Genomic DNA, 22,016 nt, shown 5'->3' on the forward strand with positions numbered 1-22,016 from the left:
TAATGATACTTAAAACAACACAAATTGACGGGATAGCCCAAGCAACCATTCTTCCGACAGAAGCTAATTTGGCTGTATCTGAACAATTTAAAGAAGAATTAATGACTCTGATCGTCAATGGAGCCAAGTATGTGATGGTCAGTTTTGAGAATGTGGGCTATATCGACAGCTCATTTTTGGGGAGTCTTGTTGTAGCTCTGAAATATGCGATGCCACGGGGCGTTGACATATACCTGGTTGCCCTAAAGCCCGATGTTCATGATTTACTAAAATTGATCAGAATGGACAAGGTTTTCAAAATTTTCAAAAGTTACGAGGTGGCAATGGCTAGTCTGTAGCCGACTGAGAGCAAGCCGAACCCCGTACGAATAAATCCCTAAACCTAAGGATAGTTCATGCTTCTTACAATCAAATGAATGAGTGAATACTCCGATATAATCACACTAGAATTTAATCATGAACCCGGCTTGATCCCGCAAACGGTCAAAGGGCTGATTGAGACCATCAAATCTCATACCTCAACGCCGGATCTGCCGGGTCAGCAGGTTTTGAGAATAGGCTGGGTGTTAACCGAGTTGCTGACCAACGCGGCTAAACACGCAAAAACCCCATCAAGCGAAATAACGATAAAATCGTCTGAGTCCGGGCTTTTGATAAGAAAGTCGGACCATGGCAAACCTTTACCATATCTGCCACTGGACAACCGGACTTTAGCCGAGGATATTGTTACAATTTACCAAAATGGCCCCGAGCTTTTGACGGGGCTAGTGTCGGGGAATTCCATGGAGTTTATTATCCAGGAGCAGGAAGAACCATCCGAAGAGTACATGCTATCCCAAATCAGTGAACATCTGGGGCTGATAATCATCGCAAAAGCCTGCGAAACTTTTCGCTACGAATATATTTCTGACGTGAAAATGAATGTTTTCTCCTGCAACATTTCCCTGAAATCAGAATAATTATTTCTTCCAGGCAAGCAGGAATTTCTCGGCCAGATTCCAAATTTTCTTCACATACCTTCCCATATCACCTTTAGGCCTGAAACCCTTCCACTCGGTTTGATTGAGATAGTCAAAAAAGAACTTTTGATACCTTTCACTGTATTTGTAGGATTTGAAAATAGGCTTGCGTTCCACAAAGTGGATCACATATGGGTCGTCGATTTCGTGATCGGCAAAATTATTCCAGCGTGGATCCAGTTCTTTCCATTGATCAGCCAACAGGATATTAAGACCATACTGGTCAGGATAATTGGCATATTTACGATTGGAATTTATACAATCCACCACCTTACGCGTAATGTCAGCCTCTCTCCACTTTTTTGTATTGACCACGTAAATTCCAGCATTGAAGTATTTATGATCTCCACGAAGCCCCAATTCCTGATAATTTAATACGCCACCCCATGAGTTGTCGAACGTGACAATCCTTGGATCCTGCACAGCCGCGAGAATATGATTTTCCATATCGGTCGCGTATAATTCCGAAATATCATGCTGAGCAATCATATCCACATCCATAAACAAAACTTTGTCCAGATCGGCAGGAACAAAGTACGGAATGAAGAGGCGCATATACACGTTGAGCGGAAACGAGCTTCTGTCAAGGGGAAGCTGCATGTCATTAGGAACCGCATCTTCCGTGGTGATCCACTTGAATTTGAAAATAGCCGGATTAGCAGACCGTGCAATTTTTTTCTTGTTGCCCTCGCTAACCTTGTCCTCGACAATGTAAAAATGAACGATAACATCCTTCGCTAAATTGGCCTCAATGGATTTAAGCAAAGCCGCTAGCAATACTATATAGTGGTCGTCGCAGGATACTACAATGGAAACTTCTCTGGTCATGCTATTAAAAAAATGTACTTAACAGATAGTTATATTTGGTCTTCAGGATTTATTCCTTTTGCGGTTTCAATTCAGCGCTATTGGTCACGATTGAAAAATTTCGGCCATTTCGCGTTCAATCAAAGACCTGAAAATAATGTCGCCAATTTCCTCCACTCTCTTTTCCCACGTGTTCTCTGAGGCTATTTTTATTCTCTTTTGAATATTCTCAGCGTTATCGCTAATCAGGGCCAATTCGATGGCTTCAGAAAAAGCATCGCTCGTTGCACAATATGCCACGGTATCGGCTGTAAATTCAGCAAGATCCATATTGAAATCAGTACAAACAACTGGCTTGCCGGCACCTAGATATTCAAAAAGTTTTAAAGGGAATATCGTTTTGCTATATTCATCCTTTTTGAAAGGAATCAACGTCACATCAAATCCTTTGATCACGGCTGGCATTTCGGAATACGGAACTGAACCCGTAAAGATGACATTTGGATTCTTTCTGAATTCATCGCTGACATAATCGCCTTGAACCGGTCCGACAAACACAAAAGTTTTATCACGATTCGCACTAATAACCTCCTGAAGTAGGGTATAGTCAATACGCCGCTCAATTGCACCGAAATATCCAATCACCGGATATTTCAATACTGATATCTTTTCATGCACTTTCAGCCCGGGTTCCCGCACTTTGATACTGTGGCTCAAGTCAGCGGCATTTGGTACAAAATAGGTGATCTTGTTTAATATCCTTTTTTCCTCATATAGCTGCTTCGCACTGCAAATGACAATATCGCTGTCTTCAACAATCAGATCCTCCGACACAACTCCATGTCTACGATCAAACGCCAGTACCAGCGGATCAAGGCAATGATATACTTTCAAAAACGGTTTTAACCTTTCGGCCAGCCCTGGATAATGGAAGTTGAAAGAATTGATATAAATGAAATTCGAAACGTTATACCTTTCAATGATGCGTTCCAATTTAAATGACAGAAGGAACTCATTGATTTTCAATGCATTTCTAAACAACCATCCTTCCGGTAAGAAGTTGATGGAAAGCAGTATGGGCGGAATCACCAGATGCAGATTCTCTGTGTCAGTCGGAATTACGTTTGTACTAAAAAGTGAGAAAAATGACTTTCTCCGTTGATATTGTGCAGTTTTTCTCATTCTCCAAAAATCCATCAGCGTGAATGGGTTCTCGACATAAAAAACCCTGTTGCTTTTAGCTAACAGACGTGCCGTAGTGTAGTTAGTAGACTCTATTTCAGAATCTATTCTGGGTAAGCCAAAAACTAAAATGTCTTGTCCGTTTAACTTCATTTCTGACTTACAACCGAAGTGCTTATTAATATGGATTTGATACTCTAGAAATATATAGAGATGTTAGCACAAACTCAAACTAACTTTAATATCTATTGTAGAATTCATTTGCCCGTTAAAGATCATAAAATATCTTCAAACAATCATCGCCATTTCCTTTAATTATTGGCAATATGGATCAAGAAAAGTACAACTCTGTATTTGATTATATGCATTGTCGATATATTTCAAACCGCGCTCTTTTTATGCAAACGAGGCTTTATGTATTTGTAATAAAACTCAGGATAGAATTGGTAAATGTGAACGAGCGTGTTTCGGAAGCTCACGCCAATCTCGCGTTTCAGGATCACCTGGGCTACTATGAAGCTTGCGATGTTGGCCAACAAAGTTGCATATGCCGCTCCCATCACATTAAACTGATGGATCAGAAAGTAGTTTAGGATCAGATTTACCGAAGTTCCAAAAATCACAACCAGAAAGGTAATCCTTGTTTTACCGATGGAATCCAATATCGTCCCGAACTGGCGGCCATATGGCATCAATATGCAATACAACAATGTAATCTGAAGCAATGGTATTGAATCTGCATATTTCTCACCCGCAATAAAGTGTATCACAAAATCAGAGAACAAGTAAAGAAATATGACAGCCGGCAACACCAAAGCAAGAGTTGTTCCCACAGACTTCTCATATAAGTATTTAATTCCGCTGGTTCCCTCCTCCTCCATGCGGCGTGAACTTTGGGGAAACACGACGACCGCAATTGCATTTCCGGGGATATCAATCAAATTGGTAATCCTTACGGCAATATTATATGCACCAGCAGCGGCGGGAGAAAGCAGTGCTCCCAGCATAATCTGCGTTAAGGTACCTGACAATAAAGAGCTTACCAGAGTTCCAAAAGCGTATTTTCCATATCCGAACAATCTTGATATCCACTCTCTGCCACTGGACCAGGAAAACAGGAAATACTGACGTACGTAAAAATAGGTCAAAAATATGCTGATGAAAGCAGTAATGGTCATAGCACCAACCAGGTAAATCAGCTCAATTTTGAAGTTACCAACGTAGCAAACGATGATATATCCAAAGAAAAGAACCTGCCGGAACAAGTTTGTCAAAAAGATACTAAAGAATCGCAAATTGGCTTGCTCCACCGCGTTGAACTGCGTTTGAACACCAGATGCGATGTAAGAAAGAATATATACATATAGTAAAGTACTCAGTTGTGGGGATGATAAAATTCCGGACAGAAACGGTGCCAGAACCAGAATCAGCAGAATGCAGAAACCTGTGACCATCATGCTGATCAGGCTCGAACCTGAAATAATGTCGCGATGTTCCTCTTTGGGTGAGGAAGATAGGTATTTAACGAGGGCATTTTGAATGAGCCCGCTTCTGACTGCCTCCAATATGGTCGTCACCGACATAAAGAGTGTCCACACCCCAAAGTCCTGCTTGGACAAAACTCTTACGAGAAAATAAAAGCCGGCGAAACCGAAAAATACACCGGAGAAATTCTGAAGTACATTCAGTATACCCGACTTAAGCCAATAGTTGTCCTTCGAAGTTGAGTTCATTCAAATTTTATGCATTTGGGAAATTCCTACCGACCACATTATTCTGTGGAGCATAGCAACTAAAAGATAGCGAGCCGTCTCAATTATTGGGCAAAATGATTCAAAATATTTATTGTCGGCAATTCGCCTTTTGCATCCTTCATTTCTGACAGTCATCAGGCGGCTCGGATTGCATGCTTTGTAAAAAGTTGAAATGACAACCGGCATACAAAGGAACGATTTCGACTCCCGATTCACTGTAGCAGGACATATGGCGGTCACCTGAGAAAACCGAACAAAAGCTAGATTAGCCATAATTTGATCAATATGCGAGCCTTTTTTCCTCTTTTCCCGATAAATTGGGCTTGAGTTGATAAAATAACATGAAAATTAGTTATTAAAACCAAAAGTAGAATTAATTTACCAATATATTACATGGCGTAAGAATTGTTATGTGAATCATTATTCAAAAACATTTTTATTCTTATGTCAATTAACTATAACTTTGATAACAACTAGTTTACTCAATTCAACCCGTACGCCATTACAATATGTCATTTTTGAATCTACCGGCATGGACCAATAATCATCTTTATCCTGATAAGAAATTTGCCGATCTGACACCCACCGAAATTGAGACCCTAAAGAATAACATTGCCCGGTTTAAATCCGACACGCCCGATGTGTCTGTTGTTATCCCGGTTTGGAACGAACAGGACAATATTTTTAGAACGCTTTCTTCGTTGGCAGCCAGTAACAGTAAATATGCCGTTGAAATTGTGGTAATCAATAATAATTCAAAAGATAACACACAAGCCGTGCTGGACGAACTTGGTGTGAGAAATTACTTTCAGGCCGAACAGGGAACGCCTTTCGCCAGACAAATGGGTTTGGACAACGCGAAAGGAAAATACCACCTCTGCGCAGACGCGGATACTTTATATCCGCCCGACTGGATCACATTAATGGTGGAGCCGATGGTTCAAAGTGAGGAAATTACAGGGGTATATGGACGTTATTCGTTTATACCGCCTCAAAGCGGCGATCGCCTTGGCTTGTGGTTCTATGAAAAGTTTGCGTATATGATGATTAAAATCCGCCAGCGTAAAAGGGAGTATTTGAATGTATACGGGTTCAATATGGGCTTTGTAACACAAATCGGGCGAGACACGGGTGGTTTTAAAGTGCAGGGAAAGCGGGTATATGCGGGAGTGAAAGGCAGTGATTATGACAACGATGCAGAAGATGGAAGGATGGCACGGAACTTGAAAACAAGGGGCAAACTGAAACTGGTAACAAATACTAAGGCAAGAGTAGCCACTTCGGCCCGGCGCCTGATGGACGACGGAAGTCTTTGGAACGCGTTTAAAAACCGCGCGAAACGGCAACTTAAAATATTCAAAGAATTTACCTAGAGATTCGGACCGGTACAATTGGCACTTTTTAATTATTAGCGCTATTTTTATCGATCGTGTAAATTGTAATGAATTTTTACCCCTCCATATCTGAATTAACCTATATTCTCTGAAAAATTACTCTCATGTTCAAATTTCCGGACGTAACATTACTTATAACACACTACAACAGAAGCACTTCACTGGAAAGGTTATTAAAATCGTTCGCCGATCTCAATTTTGAATTTGGGGGGATTGTTGTCTCAGACGACGGCAGTAAACCAGAGCATATCAGCTTTATCGAGAGATTACAGGATTCTTATAATTTTCAACTCATTAAAACGCCCGTCAATAAAGGACTTGGCAACAATATCAATAAGGGACAGGATGCTGTAAAGACTGAATATACGCTTTACGTGCAGGAGGATTTTGTACCCCAACAGTTATTCACCAAGTATTTCGGAAAAGGACTCCAATTCCTTAAAGACAGAAGTGAGCTTGATATGATCCGTTTTTATGCCTATACCCGGTATCCATGTCTGATACCAGTAAGTGACGGGTTTTCGGAGATGAAATTCAATTTCTGGGAACCGGGCTACGCCAAATTCTATTTTTACAGCGACCATCCACATTTGAGGAGAAGCAACTTTTTTGAAAAATTTGGCAGATATAAAGAAGGTATCAAGATGGATGCCACCGAATATCAGATGATGATGTCCGTACTAAAGAAAAAAGGAAGGGCCCTTTTCTTCGACGAATATACCTCGCTGTTTGAACAGAAAAACTCAAAAGAAGAACCTAGCACCGTTCACCGGACGAAATGGCGTGATAGTCAAAATTTTGCAGTGGCAGCGGCCCGGGAGGTTTTCAGGCACATCAAATTTTACTTCAATTATTTGACGTAGCTTTAGGAATGAATTCAGGACAAGCATTGTGACTTGAAAAGAACTTCACACAAGACTATTATAGGTTTTTTGGTCAATTCGTCGGCAGATCTGTATGATGGCAACTGCCAGATAAAAGAGGATATTGTTCGGATATTGAACTAATGCTTCCTGCGGGAAATTGCCGATATTCAGCGCAAAAATTACCAGAGTCATGCCCAGGCAATAAGTTTTGAGCTCGGGATCTCGGATGGCGTAATAATTTTCGATTCCTGACTTCAGAATCACGAACATAAAACAACAGAAAATCAGCAACCCCACCCAACCCATCTCAACGGCTACGCGGACATATCCACTGTCCGGAGGAAATACAGAAAGAAATGACCCCGGCGCAAATCTGGCACCCCAGATACCCGTTGAACCCAATCCGCCGCCAAATGGATGCGATTGGATAAACGGCTGAATTCTTTTCTGGTTAATTGCTCTGACATTGTAAGATGCATCATCTGACGGCCTGAAGGCACTTTGAAAACGCACGAGTGCGGGATTGCCTGTAGGAATGAATATGAGAACAACAATGAAAAACGCGCCCGCACAGGCCATCATAAAGACCCACTTGTTGAAGTTCATTATCACAAAAAGAACCAATGCGACTGGCACTAAAACGTATGATCCCCGGGTCCCGGAAAATAACGTGGAATAGAGCATCACCATGGCCAAGACACCCAGAATTGCTTTTTTCAGAAACGAACCTGGTCCGAAAATCAACGTAATACACAGCAGTGCCGTGATCACCATGTTATATGAAAACTCAACCGGATCAGAAAAAATTGAATATTTCCTCCAGTGACCGTCAATAAAAAGCAGACTTTTGGATAGCGGATCCGCTTCCATTTCTGCCAATTCATTTGGCGCAATGCCGAAATACTCCTGTTTATAAGCATATATCGCTCCGATCACTGTAAAAATAATCCAGAGCAAGACTAGAATCCGAATGGTTTGTACTTGTTTGATCTGATACACAAAAACAAAATACATCAGCGTCAATACCGCAATTGTTCGTACAGTGTATACCCAGGCGAGCCTCGACGCTGCCCATGGATTTCCCACCTGAAGGACATTATAAGCTATCCATATTAGAATTACCGTGGCCACGGGCCCTTTGAACATACTCCAATCGGGCTGGCTTCTTTGTTTTATAAAAAACCCCAATAGAAGTAACACCTGCATCGCGTCCAGAAGCGTACCTAGAGGGAAATTGATTCCAAGCCTTAAAATAAAAAAGAGAAAGAAAGCGGCCGTTACCAGACAGCAGATGCCAAATATCGGATAGACTACCATGGCGTAAACCACCGGGATCGCAATCATCGCAATCAAGATCAGCAGACCAGCAATTAATCCAAATTTTATGGAAATAGCACCCAATGCGATAGCGATCAGCAGCAAGGTAACAATGCCCAACTTGCTTTGGACAAAAACTAACAGTGTTCTGCTTTCCCTAACGGAAGATATGCTGTCTGAAATTTTCAAATAAATGGCTGCTTAAAAGAATAATATCTTAACAAAGAAAAAAAAGACGCCAACGAAAACAACGATCAGTGCAAGTTTCCGCATGAATTTATCTAAGCCGGTAAGCACAGGCTTATCAAATTTTTCAGGCCGTTTTTTGTTTGGGTATATCCGCATGTTTGATTAAATTAACCCTCCTGCTTCACCTGACGTTTGGTTGCAACAGAAATCTTGTTGGCCTTTTTTGCCTTCATTAATGAAACAACCTGCAGCGAAATAAAACGCGGAATTCCCCTTAACGATTTGTAAATCAGCGGATCGGTATCACTCAAGAGCAATGCCAGGAAAAAACCAAATACAAAAGTGCCTATGCCGGCCAACCAGAGCAATGCTGTAAAAGGTGCCAAAAAAATGTTGACAGCCAGAAAAAAGCACGCCAGTATCAGGAAGATAAACAATGGTGGACGGAGCAAAACGAGACCAAACAAAAACTGATTCCAGTTGAGCCGCGTAATACCCTTACCCACCAAACCAAAGCCCAGTGAAAAGTATTTGAACCAGGTATTAATCCAACGCGCACGCTGATTCACCAACTGTCCCGAATCGGTAGTTTTCTCATCAAAAACGATCGCGTTCTCGGAAAATGCAATGCGCTCTCCCTTTGCAAGTATCTGATGCTGAAGCACTTTATCAAATCCTGCGCCGGATATATCCAGGTGTTCGAGGCTACTTCTGAACAGGTCCGTAGTGAAGGCCATTCCCGAGCCTGCTAATGTAGCTGAGGACCCTGCCGCAAAAAGCATTTTGCCATCGTAAAAATGATAGTATATATCGCGTGCCGCATCGAGACGCGCAAACATGCTGTCCAGATTTTTCGCCTCCCTTACCCCTTGAACTGCTTTAAATCCTGCAGAAAAATATGGGTTTAGCTGGGTTAGATAATCCTTTTCGACAATGTTATCACTATCTATGATCGTGAGGTGAGAATGTGCTCTTTTGAAATTACGGATTGCATAAAAATGAGATCTCACGTTTCCCGCCAACACGGTTTCAGGCCTAAGCAATATTACTTTCTCAGAATTGAAATGAAGATCAGAGATATCGCAATTATCCGCAACGATATATATCAGATAATTATCGTAATCCAGACCCAGAAGCGAATTGACAACTTCCGGCAGCTGGTGGGTTTGTTCGTAGGCCGTTACAATAATGCCATAATCAGGCAAAACCGGGATAATGTTAGCTAACCGAGGTCTTCCTTTCAGTTTGGAAAAAACGAAAAGAATGAACGGAAATACGAGCTGGAAGCCTATGAAACATTGAAAAAGCAACCATATATACCAAATTACGGTCATTCTGAAACAGTTTTAAATGTTTTCCCAGTCCGTTCAGTTATGTTCTTTGCGCCCGTAAGTACCCATCCGCTAAAACGGGAACCAAGACCGTTCAAGTAATCGATCTTAGATTTATCCTCTTGTTTTATAGAGGCTCCATTTGCAAAAACAGCAATCACCAAATCGGCATAATTTATCCATTCCTTGGCTTTGTTCATCGAGCTCAAAGCATCGGCTTCAACTAGAACCAAATCATATTCGCTTTTCAGGTTTTTCAGGAAAGTTGCAATTTTCGCCTCGCTGGCAATCTCATTCAACGATGTGTCGCCGCCTTCGTTTCCTAAAATTCCAATTTCGTTAATGTTTTCAGAAACTTCCATCTGATCATTTGCGAGTGCTTTCTCAAGTAGGACTGATCCTCGGTTCAATTTAGATATCTGAGGGTAATCAAAATTCCCGTCGATTATCATCACCTTTTTACTGATTCTCGAAAATGCCCAGGCAAGACTCATTGTTAATAAAGTTTTACCCTCCCCTTCCTGCAAACTTGTCACGACGATAATTTTCGGTCCGGGCAGGTCGGCGTCCAGTTCATATCGAATGGAACGAACCAAATTCCGAAATAACCCCATTGATTTTCCCTCGTGGGTATCTCTTTGCATTTTCCCAAGATCCATCGCACCAGAAACCTGACTCAGATATCCAATTACCGGAAGATCAGTCTGATTTGCAAGCTGTTGCGGGTCGCGGACAGAGCGATCGAAATAAAACAGAATAAAGAAAACCAGCAAGCAGAATACAAAACTGATCACACCCGACAGAATTAGCAGAACCAATTTCTTGGATGGCTGAATCGTACCTGGCATGGGCTGCTCGGCCTGTCTCAATTTAAGAGGAAAATTGGCTTCCAGGGCAAGACTGTTATATTTCTGCAAAGCTTCGATATACTCCTTGCTGGCAATATCAATTCCCGTCTCAAACTCCTGAATATGAGCTTCATTTGGCACCAGAGCATCAAATTTCCTATTCAGCCTAACTAACTCGCCGTCTATCGAACTAACACTGTTTGCTGCCAATTCAAGCTCAATCTCCAGTTTTAGCTTCTCCGAAATCAAATCTCCTTTCGCAGCCATCGGACTATAGATATATCGATCCGAAGACTCGCTGATCTGATGTGCCAGTTTGTTCTGAAGCGAATCCACGCGGAGCTTTAGCCCCTGGTCAAAATTGCTTTTAACATAAGCATCATTCAACGCTCTCAGTTGCACTTTTGTGGAAACAATCTGTTGATTGATATCGCTTAGCGCTGTTTCCAGATATTTACGGTCGGTCGGGTTGAATTTTTTGTCTATATTGGTAATGGCCGCATTATAGGCGACGATATCCTTTTGGGTCATTTCTCTTTTAGTCTCATAATCAGCGATCTGACCATAAAGTGCCTTGGCTTGTTCGTAAAGGTTCAAAACCCGGTTGTGTACCTTATAATTGCGAAGTCCATCCATTTTCTCCGAGAGAGCACCACGTTTCTGATCCAGAAAACCAGCGAGGAACTCAATGGCTAACTTATTACTGTTTGAGACACGATAGCCGTAATAGGAAATAAACTCATTAGATACGCAAGAGATCAGAAATTGTGCAAGTTCAGGACTATCAGCTTCCGAATCGATACTGATATAATCACTACTTTTAAGACGATATATACCAACACTTTCAACAACCGAGGCATAATCGAAATCCTGTTCTTTTAATATCTTGACTAGCAGATCATTGACTTTTGTACCAGCAGCCAGCTCCTCTCTTATTGCTAATTTCTTATTTAAAACCACAATCAATTTTTCCCGATCGGCTTTGCTCAGACTCGAAAGAATTTTGCCTGGCTTTCTGAAACTGGCAGCCTCCGTAGCTTTCAGGTCGTGCAAAAGCAACTTGTATGAAACCTGATCTATAACTACTTTCAGTGTCATCATCTGAATCAGGTTGTCAAACTTTCGGTTAATCTCAGATTCCTGATCACTTTCTCCAAGTGATAGAATTCGTTCTGTTTTATCCACAAGGCCAGTTGCGATACTGCCATGCGATTTAAAACTGTCGGGTAACTCCCGAACCAGGAAAAAACAAAGCACCAGGGTAACTAGCGGGACTGCAATCAGAGTGAGCCGATTGCGAAGCAGTAATTTTATAAATTGTTGTAATTCAATCATTTTATGTTTTCAAGTTTGTCCCCTAAGAGCTCTTCAAGGTTGCTTTTCGAGATTAGCAGATCGGTTTCTGCCATTATCTTTATTACCTGCTGATCTGACACCACCTTAAGTGCATTGTTATAGTCAGCCAGCAACGCCTCGCCCTTTTCAAATTTATGTTTGGTATCCACAAGTGCACTTTCAAGGTCTAAAAGCGTATTGGATTTGACTCTGTACAGGACTAAAAACGAAACATAATTATAATAGCGCTTTCTCACTTCTGCATCCAGATTGAGGTCATAAGCTTCTTTTTCAAAAACCAATGATTCGCGCTCTTTCTTACCTTGTCTGATAAGTGATGGTTTTTGTAAAAGACCTCCGACATTAGCAAAAAATCCAAACTGATATCCCTGCAAGAAATTAGGGTTGATTGTGGCGGAAGTCTGGCTTGGACTATAAAGGTATGAGAATGATAAAATGTCAAAGTAGGATAGCTTTGCCTTTTTAACATTGAACTCCGCCATCTCCACGCGGGCCTGATACATCTTAACTTTTGGATAATTCTTTCTTGCTACATCTACCAGCTTCTCGAGGTATCCGGGAGGCATCTCATCACGAAGCGAAATCTGAGCAAATGATTGAATGGAAGAACAAACAATAAAAAGTAGTAAAAATTTATATCTCATCGGATTCCGTTAAATGATAAATACTCTAAACCTTCGGGAGGTATCAAAGCTCTGAGTAGTATCGACAAAAGACTAATTTGCTAACCACTAGTAAATTAGACGTTCTCTGATTGAAACAACGCAGGAAAGGTTTTGAGAATGATCTTCATGTCCAGCATAAAGGAAAATTCTTTGGCATATTTAACATCCAACTGTGCGCGTTCTTCTTCCGACATATCCGCTTTTCCTTTTCCTCTCTTGGTCACCTGCCACAGGCCAGTCAAACCGGCTGGTCCGGCGAAGCGCATGATTTTGTCGTCAGTAGTCAACTTTTCTGCTTCATATAGTGGCAATGGCCTGTTTCCAACCAGCGACATATCGCCTCTGAAAATATTGACAAGCTGCGGAAGTTCGTCCAGACTGGAATTTCTTAAAAAGCCACCGATACGTGTGATGCGAGGATCATTCTGGAATTTCATAAAAGCCGCTTTCTTCTCCTTCTGCGCCTGATATACCGACTCACAAATTTCCTTGCCATCCAGAAACAGACGGCGATTACAGAAGTCTCCTTTCTGGCACTGATCACACAACAGCTGTTCTTCCCCCTCGCTATCTTCCGTGGCCTTATTATACATATTAAGAGCTGCCATAGTGCTCATCATCTTGTCAGCATCAGTACGCATGGTCCTGAATTTCAACAAATTGAATATCTTAAAACCACTGCCGACTCTTTTGGACTTGTATAAAACAGGTCCTTTACTATCAATACGAATCAGAAGCGCAACTAATAGGAATACCGGGGACAAGAGTAACAACGCACCGCCAGTAGCGGCAACATCAATAGCTCTTTTCCACAATGGCGTTTTTGCACCCTTCAGGCTAATCTTTCTTGCTGCCTTTTCAGCGTTCATCCACTGCCGGTTGTTAAAATAGTGCAACCTGGTCACTAAATCTCCTGTTCTGAATTTGGAGTCAAATATATCGTCAGCCTTATAAAGCCGCGCTTCTTTTATCTTTCCGCGCGTCACCGAGTCGGCCAGAATAATAAAAGGAATATTGCCAAATTTTCCACTCTTCCGAATTTCCTTGAGAAGCTCCCAACCCAGCGCGTTTTCGTGCGCCATGAGTACGTCAGCAGGATAATAGTCCTCCAACGCCTCCATCACGCCAAGCTTGGTGTCGAAGTATTCAACCTGAAAAGAGGCTCCAAACTTGTCTAGGAAATACATATATTGTTCAAAATCCCTATTCAGGTAGATAACTCTAAATGCGATTGCTGAACTTTGATCCACGGGACCTTTAATTTGAGAATGACCAGCGACTTCTGTCATGTACATTATTTTTTTATTGGCGAGTGCTTCTACGAAGAATCGCGTTAATTTTTGCGTGAACTTCCATGGGGTTGAAGGGCTTCAGCATAAAGTCATCTGCACCTAGATTCAGACATGAAATACGTTCATTGCTGTCATCAGATCCCGAAAGAATAATAATCGGAATATCAGCGTACAGATTACTAGCCCTTGCCACTTTTAGAAATTCTTTTCCGCCAATGTTAGGCATCTGCAGATCCGCAATTACAAGGTCCGCAGTGTTGCCCTCCTCCAGCCAAGCCATTCCGTCGGAACCGTCGCGCTTTATGATTACATTAAAATCGGGCTTAAGGAAATGTTCAAGGATATTACAAATACTCGGCTCGTCGTCAACGACCAAAATAGTCCTTCTTTGACTCATACAATGGAATGAAAATATTTAGAAAAAAATACTAAGTGACCTTCGTTAATGAGTGTGCGGCGTCCCGGAAACATCGGAGCATGATTGTCTTGTAAAGTTACATCAAAAAAATTGTAGAATTAATGCGTTAGACAGAATAATACTAGTTATTATATAAATATTTTTGACTTCACACCTCTCAGCACCATGATATCAACTAAAAATATGATTTTTATCAGAAAAGGAATCACAAAATATGCTATGAACCAAGAAATTTCTTCGACTAACTAACCCACAAAGCTGGTAAAGATAGTTAAAAATATACCCCACAATAAAATTAGGAGGCTCCTACGCTCCGAAATATATAAAAACATTTCGAACCACCATATAAATAACATTCGTAGGAAAAATTTTTGAGTTAGGCTAAAATATAAGGCCACAAAAAAAAGTGTCATTTCCTCACTGTAATGAGTCGATGGCACTTTTCGTTGTAGCATTAACCTCAAACGATCTAGTAATTTTAACCACTCGGGTTGCACAAACTATTCAGCCTTGTATATCAGCTCAATTTTTGTGGTATTAGGGAAGTCGTAGGCAGTTGTAGTAGTTTGCATTGTGAAATGATCTGGTGTTACATCTTTAGTGTAGATCGACCAATCACCCCCTTTAACTGTAGTGTCAGCAGCAGAAATTACAATTTGATCTGGTTTAGAATCCCATCTGAGTTTGGTGCCTGCGATGCCCTCATTATACTTTCCTTCGAAACGTCCGTCCTTTTGAACATTCACAGTCTCCATATAACGACTAAATTCGACACTCCCGAACTGCTGAATTGATTTTCCATCCTTGAAAACAGGTTTATCATTCACCTTAATTTCCTCGATCTTCCAACTTTGGACGGCGGTCAGCCACGCTGCTGCTTCGGTACCGTCACTGGCCTTTTTTTCACAGGATGTCAGTCCTAACAAAAAAACAAAAGTTATAGAAGGCCACAATAATCCTAGGCGCGTCTTAGTTGACTTTTTATTCATGCAAAACAAATATTACTCGTATTCAACAAAGGTTTTGTCTTCGTAACACCACAACCATTTTTCTCCCGGTTCTGCCGAAATTACAACCGGATGGCTTGTTGACAAATAATGGCGGGTCATATGTTTGGAAGGTGAACTGTCGCAGCAAAGTGTCGCTCCGCAGCTCTGGCATGTCCGTAAATGAACCCATTGCCCACCGGTTTTCGCGCATTCTTCACAAATCAGTTCGACGGGCTGTATAATACTTTCAAGCTGCTGGATATGTTTGCAGGTTGTTTGCATAAATTACTATGTTAAGAGATTAACAAAATCTATCAGATTTCACTTAAATATTGATGCACAAAACTAATAGCCATCGATCCTTCGCCTACTGCGGACGTCACACGGTTCATTGCTCCGGCACGAACATCGCCCGCCGCGAATATACCCGGAGAGCTTGTTTCCAAAAGAAATGGATCGCGATTGCTTTTCCAAACCAGCTTGAAATTATCATAAGTTTTCAGTTCCCGTCCGGTTTCTATAAATCCTTTGTCGTTTTTAATAATCTCTAACCCAACCCAGTCGGTATATGGCCTGGCACCGATAAAAATAAATAAGGCATCGGCATCAACCCAGCGTTCCTCGGCAGAATTGAGATCAACCAATCTGAGTTGCGACAAATTCGAATTGCCTTTCGCCTCAAGAATTTCCGTACATCCGAGTATGTCAATATTGTGCGTATTATTAATCTGGTCAATCAGATATGCCGACATGGACGAAGATAAGTCCGTTTTTCGTACAATGATGGAGACCTTTCTGGCAAACTTAGAAAGATACATCGCCGCCTGGCCTGCTGAATTTCCGCCACCCAACACAAACACCTCCTTATTACCACAAGCTACTGCTTCAGTGCTCGCAGCACCATAGTATATACCGCTTCCAGTAAATTCCCCGATTCCTGTCGTGTCAAGCATCCGATAATCGACTCCGGTGGTGATGACGACCGCTTTCGCATTAATCTCGCTATCGTCTTCCAGTACCAGAGTCTTGTATTGATCCTTCAGTCTGATCTCGCGAACAGATTGCGGAGACAAAAATTCGGTACCGAACCGGGTTGCCTGTGTGATCGCGCGGCGTGTCAGTTCCGCCCCGCTCAAACCTGCCGGAAAGCCAAGATAATTCTCAATTCTTGAACTGGTACCTGCCTGGCCGCCAGGAGCTTTACGCTCAATCAATAAAGTACTTAAACCCTCTGAGGCCCCATATACCGACGCCGCCAGACCGGCAGGCCCTGCTCCGATGATCACGACATCATATATCGATTGTTTTCCTTTTGAATTAAGCCCAATTTTTGCTGCAACGTCCAATATTTTAGGCGTCTTCAGCAATGAGCCATCCTCAAAAATTACGGTTGGAAAGTCTTTAGGAACCAGTGAATTACTGGCAATCAGCTGAATTGCCTGTTCATTAGACGCAGCGTCCAGCCAAAGATATGGAACCAGATTACTGGCCAGAAAATCTTTAATAAGGTGCGATTGTGGCGAAAACTGATAGCCTATCACTTTAATACCTTTAAAATCAGGCCGGTAATTTCCCTGCCAATCCATTAACAAATCGTCGAGCGGTGGATATAATTTTTCCTCTGGCGGATCCCATGGTTTCATCAAATAATAATCAAGACGCACTTCGTTGATGGCTTTTATAGCCGCGTCGGTATCTGAATATGCAGTGAGTAGCACCCTCTTTGCATCCGGAAAAAGCAGCATTGCCTTTTCCAAAAAGTCAACACCCTGCATTTCAGGCATCCGCTGGTCTGAAATAAACAGCGCCACTTCCTCGCCCCTATTTTGAAGATCGAGCAAGCTCTCCATTGCTTCCTTAACAGAAGTTGTGCTCAAAACCCGATACTGTTCTCTGTAATGCGTCTTCAGATCCCGGTTGAGTGCCCGTAAAACCTGTGCATCGTCGTCAATAGAAAAAATGATTGGCAAACCCATGATTCGAATTAATATTTAGACCAATACCTCCTCGACCGGCAAACAAACCAAAAATTCGGTTCTGCCCGGTTCTGAAGTGGCTGTTACTGAGCCATTATGTTGTTTTACTATTTTGTTAACCACTTCCAGGCCTAGGCCCGTACCCTTCCCAATTGCTTTTGTGGTAAAAAAGGGGTCAAAAATTTTAGATTTGATATCAGCCGGGATTCCCGGGCCGTTGTCCTGAATGGCTACCTTTAGAAACTTTTTATCACGCCACGCTTTTATCTGTAGTCTGGCACCCGGCAATGACTCCAGCGCATCGGCCGCATTATCAATCAAATTGGTCCAAACCTGATTCAACTCTCCTTCCTTTCCCATTACAGTTGGCAAATTCTCTTCAAAATCTTCGACCAGATCCACGCCCGCCTTCTTGATTTTATGATTTAACATCACAAGGGTGTTCCGGATTCCGGTACGAACATCAATCTGATCCTTATCTCCTCCCCGATCCATATGCGTGAAGGTTTTCACAGAAGATATCAGGTCGGCGATCCGGCGCGACGCTTCCTCAATTTCGGAAACCATACGCTCGGTAGTAAAATTCGTACTGATCCAACCCAGAACCGGGCCAAGCGAATCTGGCGGAATCTTGCTTTTAAGTGTTTCTAAAACCTCCGCTTCAAACCCAAACTCGACGAAATTATCGGCCATATCTCCCGTGTCTTCTATGCCCACATCATACAACCAGTCTGACACATCATCTTCTTTTTCAGATCGTTGCATCAAAGTTAGCACAGGCCTCGGCTTATTAAGAGCCGCGAACATGATATCACTCAGTTCGGTAATTTCTCCTTCCGACAGCTTGACTGCCATCAGCTTCTTGAAAGTTTCGGGTTCTAACTGCAGGTGCTTTTTCAGAGACAAAGAGCCACGGACAATCGCGGATGCAGGGTTATTGAGCTCATGAGCGAGGCCAGCCGAGAGTTTACCCAAAGCCATCATCTTCTCATTTTGCTGCTCAAACTCCGTGAATTTCCGAACCCTGGAAGTCATAACGACTACCAGTGCCTGGGTTAATTCGTAATTGTGAATAATCAGATTTTTTAGTTCCTCTTTTGGGAAAGTCAATATCCTCGTTTCCTCCATCGCCTGAACGAAGGCAACACCCACCAGACCTCGCGAAAAGGGTAATATGCCAGTTATGGTGCCCTGCGAAAATTCGTCGACGACGAACTTGTTATTGCCTTGCATACGATAGAGCTCCAAACGCCCATCGATGATAAAATGAGTTCCGACGAGCGGTTCTGTTGGTTTGGAAAGATATTCACCTATCTGGAAAACCCGGCAGTCACTTTGATCAATAAGCCATTGAAGCTGATCCTCCGGAACATCACGAAGGGCTTCGAAGCTACGAAGATCATCTGTTTGAAGTTGTTTCATATTGAAAACCAATACCCTGAACGATACATCAAGAAATATTGGCTTCAATATAATAAAAAAACAATCCTGTCACGCCGGATGAGAACTTCACACTGACAAGTTAGTCTGTAAAACCTATTGTTTTGGGAATAAAACCCTAATAGTTCTTACCTCTCTGACCCATCGTGCAGGCTTTTTGTCACCGGGCGCTATCATCCGGAATGGGCCTTCGCCAGCCGGAATAGCTGCACCATCTTTCCTGATAGCAAGTATGATAGTCTCCTTTGAAAATTCAGGATCCACCTCCGCCAGGGAATAGACAACCTCGTAGCCATCCACCGCCTGTACCAATACAAACTTGGTAAGGTTTTTTCCCCTGAGGCTACCACCCAAAGTAACTCCAGCTTTCTCGAGTAATTCTGCCAGAGCCGGCCCCTCGAACGTGTGTTCTTTCCCATCACGGTCTTTAATCTTTAGCGTTTGGTTTTCAAACTTTTCAAGATCTCCGAGCGATAGAGTCAGCGGAGTAGTTACTTCTCCCTGAATGCTGATACTGGCATCTTGAGCAAAAATTTCTGATTTGTTCAAACAAAACAGAAAGGTAAATGCAATCAGAAATTTGAGTAGTGAATTATTCATGAGCAACGAGCAGAAATTTCTTCATAAATCGATATATTCTTAAAAACATATCGCAATATATGAAAACTGATTGTTAAAAATACTTCTTAGATCGTTAATGAAAATGTACCGTGAGCATTAAGTAAAAAGTATTGAACAATGGCTGTACAACAATCAAATACTTTCTAATAATTTGGTTTCAACTTCTACAAGTGCTTTCAATTTGGAAGCCAATTCATTGTAATTTTTGACAACTTCCCACGCCGTCCGTGTCACTTCGGCTCCGCCTCCCTTCGTACCGCCTTTCTTTGCCACAACGTAAGGCGCCTTTCCCAAAGTGTTCATTTCGTTGACCATTACCCAAGCTTTTTTATAAGACATTCCCATTTCTTTTGCAGCCTGAGCAATAGAACCAGTTTTATCTATTAATAAAAGTAATTCTAAACGACCGGGTCCGAAAAAACGATTGTCATCAATATATACCCAGTGCTTGACCCTTATTTCAACATTTTTCGCCATCTATTTTTGCTTTTCTACGTATAGCTATTTGTCAAATTTATGGCCAATCCAAGCCCATTTATTACGACAAAATATTCCTATTCAGTTTGGCACAGTTTACTTGTAATAAAAAATTAAATAACTAACTTCCTATTTATAGTAAGTATTTGACATACAAAGATTATTAATATATCGACGTATAGACACTTTTTTGTATACAATAATATAATTATCTATTACAATAGTTGCCTATTGTCAACCCTCTCAGTAACTGTTTCTTTTAAGTAAATAATTCACTAATTAAAAGTAAAACTATGAGATCTATTTATGCTTCTTTTATTTACCGAACATGCGGTATCCTTTTTACTCTAGGAGCCAGCGTCGCAACCAATTATGCAAATGGACAATCGTTAGGCCCAGAATTACTGGTTAACGGTTCTTTTGGAACAGTTGGTGTTGATGGAATAAATAGTGATGGCGAAGGAACCTTACTATATGGCATCAATGCTTATCAACCAAATACCTGCGTAAATCCGGGCGTTATTGTTGGAAAACCGCTTCCCGCCGGGCAAACAACCTATCGTTGGGATTTTGATGGCGAAGATGCGACCATAGACGCATCCTGCACGCCTCCGACGAATGACTCCTACGTCAATAACGGCGGATACGCTTTGGTTACAGCTACTACCGGGATGTTCAATGCACCCAACACACCCGATCGTTGGGTGGATATACAGGACAATGGACCAGAAGCTGAGGGCTATTTCTTACTAGTGAATGCGGGCGCGCCAACCGACCCCGGTGCCGAGCTCGGAATATTTTACAAAGAAACGCTAACGTTAGTCCCTGGCCAGACTTATCGTGTGACCGCCGACTTTGTCGACCTCACGCTTAGTTCCATAGAAGATATTTCTCCGGCGAAAGTCGGCTTTGTAACAGCCCCAGCGGGGACTTCAGATGGCGATCTTTCAACAATTTCTTCCTTTTACAGCACGGGCGATATGGGTGGTAATACATGGAATACCTACCCGGCCAACTTCACTACTGGTTGTGCGGCTGGTGATCTGATAATTGCTTTCAGGGACGAACAGAGAGTTGTCTCCGGCGGGGATCTTGGTGTCGACAATTTGAGCGTGCGTGCGTATTCACCTCAGATCGATGCGACTGTATCAACCGCAGGCACTGATTGTGAGGCAGTTTTTGACTTGACCGGAGACTTTCCCGCAGAACAATATACATATCAATGGCAGAGGGAGTCAGCTATATCAGGCGTCTGGACCAATGTGGGTACTGGTGTAACTTTTTCGACCACGCAACAAGGTAATTACAGACTTCGGATTACGACGGCAACCACTGCAGCCTGTCCGATGTTCTCAAACCAGGTTTTAATTGAAAACACCGGCGAGGGATGCCTGTCCTTACCTGTGACACTTTCTTCGTTTAATGTAAAGAAAGAGGGTCTTTTGGCTACTTTGAATTGGTCCACTACCGAGGAATCCAATTCGGATCGATTTGAAATTGAAAGAAGTAACGACGCAAAAAGCTGGTTGTATATCGGACAAAAAGCTGCAAGCGGAGACACCAAAGTAAAAGTCAACTATTCCTTCACAGACAACACGCCGCTTAGCGGAGTTACTTATTATCGCCTGAAAATGGTCGACAAAGACGGTTCGGTTGCTTACAGTCGCAGGGCAAGTATTTCGGCTGACGCGCTTACATCTGCCTATCCAAATCCGGCATCAGGCAACATATTCTTACCAGAATTCGACAAGATTAAATCCGCGAGCATCGTAAACGCAAGTGGCAAAACAATGCTAAAAGTCTCATCCGTCAATGCTCAAGGTCTGAATGTGAAACAGTTGAAAGGAGGCGTATATATCCTCAAACTTGAGAAAAAAGATGGCTCGGTATCCACTGAGAAAATTGTTTTAGAGTAACAAGGTCATTAGGAAAGACTTACCAAGTCTTCGAGACTTGGTAAGTCTCGACCCATCCTCGTTAAACTATGTTAAATCAACTCCCTAACCCTTTCCCGTTAACCTTTTTTAAGAAAACCTGCAGCAACTTTCCATTTCGCCTGCCCTAGTTTTGAAGGA

20 protein-coding genes are annotated in these 22,016 nt (G+C 42.1%); 5 read left to right on the forward strand and 15 right to left on the reverse strand.

The features are described from left to right. Positions 1-2: 2 nt before the first annotated feature. Together AC1XUD_RS03960 and AC1XUD_RS03965 are read left to right on the forward strand one after the other, a co-directional pair. Entirely contained in the window at positions 3-338 is a 336-nt protein-coding gene (locus AC1XUD_RS03960; protein WP_483359660.1) for an STAS domain-containing protein, read from the forward strand. Between the two features lie 78 nt (positions 339-416). Then, positions 417-959 carry a hypothetical protein gene (locus tag AC1XUD_RS03965; protein ID WP_483359661.1) on the forward strand — a complete coding sequence of 181 codons (543 nt, stop codon included), beginning with the start codon at positions 417-419 and terminating at the stop codon, positions 957-959. On the opposite strand, the gene AC1XUD_RS03970 is transcribed toward AC1XUD_RS03965, so the two are convergent. The 3 genes from AC1XUD_RS03970 to AC1XUD_RS03980 form a co-directional block, all read right to left on the reverse strand. Beyond that, complete coding sequence (locus tag AC1XUD_RS03970; protein ID WP_483359662.1) at positions 960-1,847, reverse strand: glycosyltransferase family 8 protein; 888 nt, start codon at positions 1,845-1,847, stop codon at positions 960-962. An 84-nt stretch (positions 1,848-1,931) separates the two neighbouring features. Further along, the gene (locus AC1XUD_RS03975) at positions 1,932-3,161 is read right to left on the reverse strand and encodes a glycosyltransferase (RefSeq protein WP_483359663.1); all 1,230 of its coding nucleotides are present in this window, start codon (positions 3,159-3,161) and stop codon (positions 1,932-1,934) included. Positions 3,162-3,388: 227 nt separating this feature from the next. Further along, positions 3,389-4,741: a flippase gene (locus tag AC1XUD_RS03980; protein ID WP_483359664.1), complete on the reverse strand. Its 1,353-nt coding sequence runs from the start codon at positions 4,739-4,741 to the stop codon at positions 3,389-3,391. Between the two features lie 530 nt (positions 4,742-5,271). Here AC1XUD_RS03980 and AC1XUD_RS03985 point away from each other — a divergent pair. Beyond that, entirely contained in the window at positions 5,272-6,135 is an 864-nt protein-coding gene (locus tag AC1XUD_RS03985; protein WP_483359665.1) for a glycosyltransferase, read from the forward strand. Positions 6,136-6,260: 125 nt separating this feature from the next. After that, positions 6,261-7,019, forward strand: coding sequence for a glycosyltransferase family 2 protein (locus tag AC1XUD_RS03990; protein ID WP_483359666.1), 759 nt, complete (start codon positions 6,261-6,263; stop codon positions 7,017-7,019). A 45-nt stretch (positions 7,020-7,064) separates the two neighbouring features. Here the strand turns inward: AC1XUD_RS03990 and AC1XUD_RS03995 are convergent, their stop codons facing one another. The 12 genes from AC1XUD_RS03995 to AC1XUD_RS04050 form a co-directional block, all read right to left on the reverse strand. Then, positions 7,065-8,528: an O-antigen ligase family protein gene (locus AC1XUD_RS03995; RefSeq protein ID WP_483359667.1), complete on the reverse strand. Its 1,464-nt coding sequence runs from the start codon at positions 8,526-8,528 to the stop codon at positions 7,065-7,067. A 167-nt stretch (positions 8,529-8,695) separates the two neighbouring features. After that, positions 8,696-9,862: a glycosyltransferase gene (locus AC1XUD_RS04000; protein WP_483359668.1), complete on the reverse strand. Its 1,167-nt coding sequence runs from the start codon at positions 9,860-9,862 to the stop codon at positions 8,696-8,698. Beyond that, the gene (locus AC1XUD_RS04005; protein WP_483359669.1) at positions 9,859-12,042 is read right to left on the reverse strand and encodes an exopolysaccharide transport family protein; all 2,184 of its coding nucleotides are present in this window, start codon (positions 12,040-12,042) and stop codon (positions 9,859-9,861) included. Before AC1XUD_RS04005 ends, AC1XUD_RS04000 begins: the two co-directional genes overlap by 4 nt. Then, positions 12,039-12,707, reverse strand: coding sequence for a TolC family protein (locus AC1XUD_RS04010; protein ID WP_483359670.1), 669 nt, complete (start codon positions 12,705-12,707; stop codon positions 12,039-12,041). The genes AC1XUD_RS04005 and AC1XUD_RS04010 overlap by 4 nt, the downstream gene beginning before the upstream one ends. Positions 12,708-12,802: 95 nt before the next feature. Beyond that, entirely contained in the window at positions 12,803-14,017 is a 1,215-nt protein-coding gene (locus AC1XUD_RS04015; protein WP_483359671.1) for a sugar transferase, read from the reverse strand. A gap of 13 nt (positions 14,018-14,030) precedes the next feature. Continuing rightward, entirely contained in the window at positions 14,031-14,417 is a 387-nt protein-coding gene (locus AC1XUD_RS04020; protein WP_483359672.1) for a response regulator transcription factor, read from the reverse strand. Between the two features lie 521 nt (positions 14,418-14,938). Continuing rightward, complete coding sequence (locus AC1XUD_RS04025; protein ID WP_483359673.1) at positions 14,939-15,364, reverse strand: hypothetical protein; 426 nt, start codon at positions 15,362-15,364, stop codon at positions 14,939-14,941. A 75-nt stretch (positions 15,365-15,439) separates the two neighbouring features. Then, a complete protein-coding gene (locus AC1XUD_RS04030; RefSeq protein WP_483359674.1) occupies positions 15,440-15,709 on the reverse strand; it encodes a UBP-type zinc finger domain-containing protein in 270 nt (89 codons plus the stop codon). A gap of 32 nt (positions 15,710-15,741) precedes the next feature. Further along, positions 15,742-17,403 (reverse strand): FAD-dependent oxidoreductase, encoded by a 1,662-nt coding sequence (locus tag AC1XUD_RS04035; RefSeq protein WP_483359675.1) that lies wholly within the window; start codon positions 17,401-17,403, stop codon positions 15,742-15,744. 15 nt (positions 17,404-17,418) lie between these two features. Further along, positions 17,419-18,825: a sensor histidine kinase gene (locus AC1XUD_RS04040; RefSeq protein ID WP_483359676.1), complete on the reverse strand. Its 1,407-nt coding sequence runs from the start codon at positions 18,823-18,825 to the stop codon at positions 17,419-17,421. Between the two features lie 114 nt (positions 18,826-18,939). Then, on the reverse strand, positions 18,940-19,443 hold the full coding sequence (locus AC1XUD_RS04045) for a molybdopterin-dependent oxidoreductase (RefSeq protein ID WP_483359677.1): 504 nt from the start codon (positions 19,441-19,443) through the stop codon (positions 18,940-18,942). A 153-nt stretch (positions 19,444-19,596) separates the two neighbouring features. Next, a complete protein-coding gene (locus AC1XUD_RS04050; RefSeq protein ID WP_483359678.1) occupies positions 19,597-19,941 on the reverse strand; it encodes a winged helix-turn-helix domain-containing protein in 345 nt (114 codons plus the stop codon). 293 nt (positions 19,942-20,234) lie between these two features. Here AC1XUD_RS04050 and AC1XUD_RS04055 point away from each other — a divergent pair, with 293 nt between their 5' ends. After that, the gene (locus AC1XUD_RS04055) at positions 20,235-21,857 is read left to right on the forward strand and encodes a T9SS type A sorting domain-containing protein (RefSeq protein WP_483359679.1); all 1,623 of its coding nucleotides are present in this window, start codon (positions 20,235-20,237) and stop codon (positions 21,855-21,857) included. Positions 21,858-22,016: the final 159 nt, after the last annotated feature.

This window comes from Dyadobacter sp. HNCC25DJ184 (assembly GCF_056895215.1).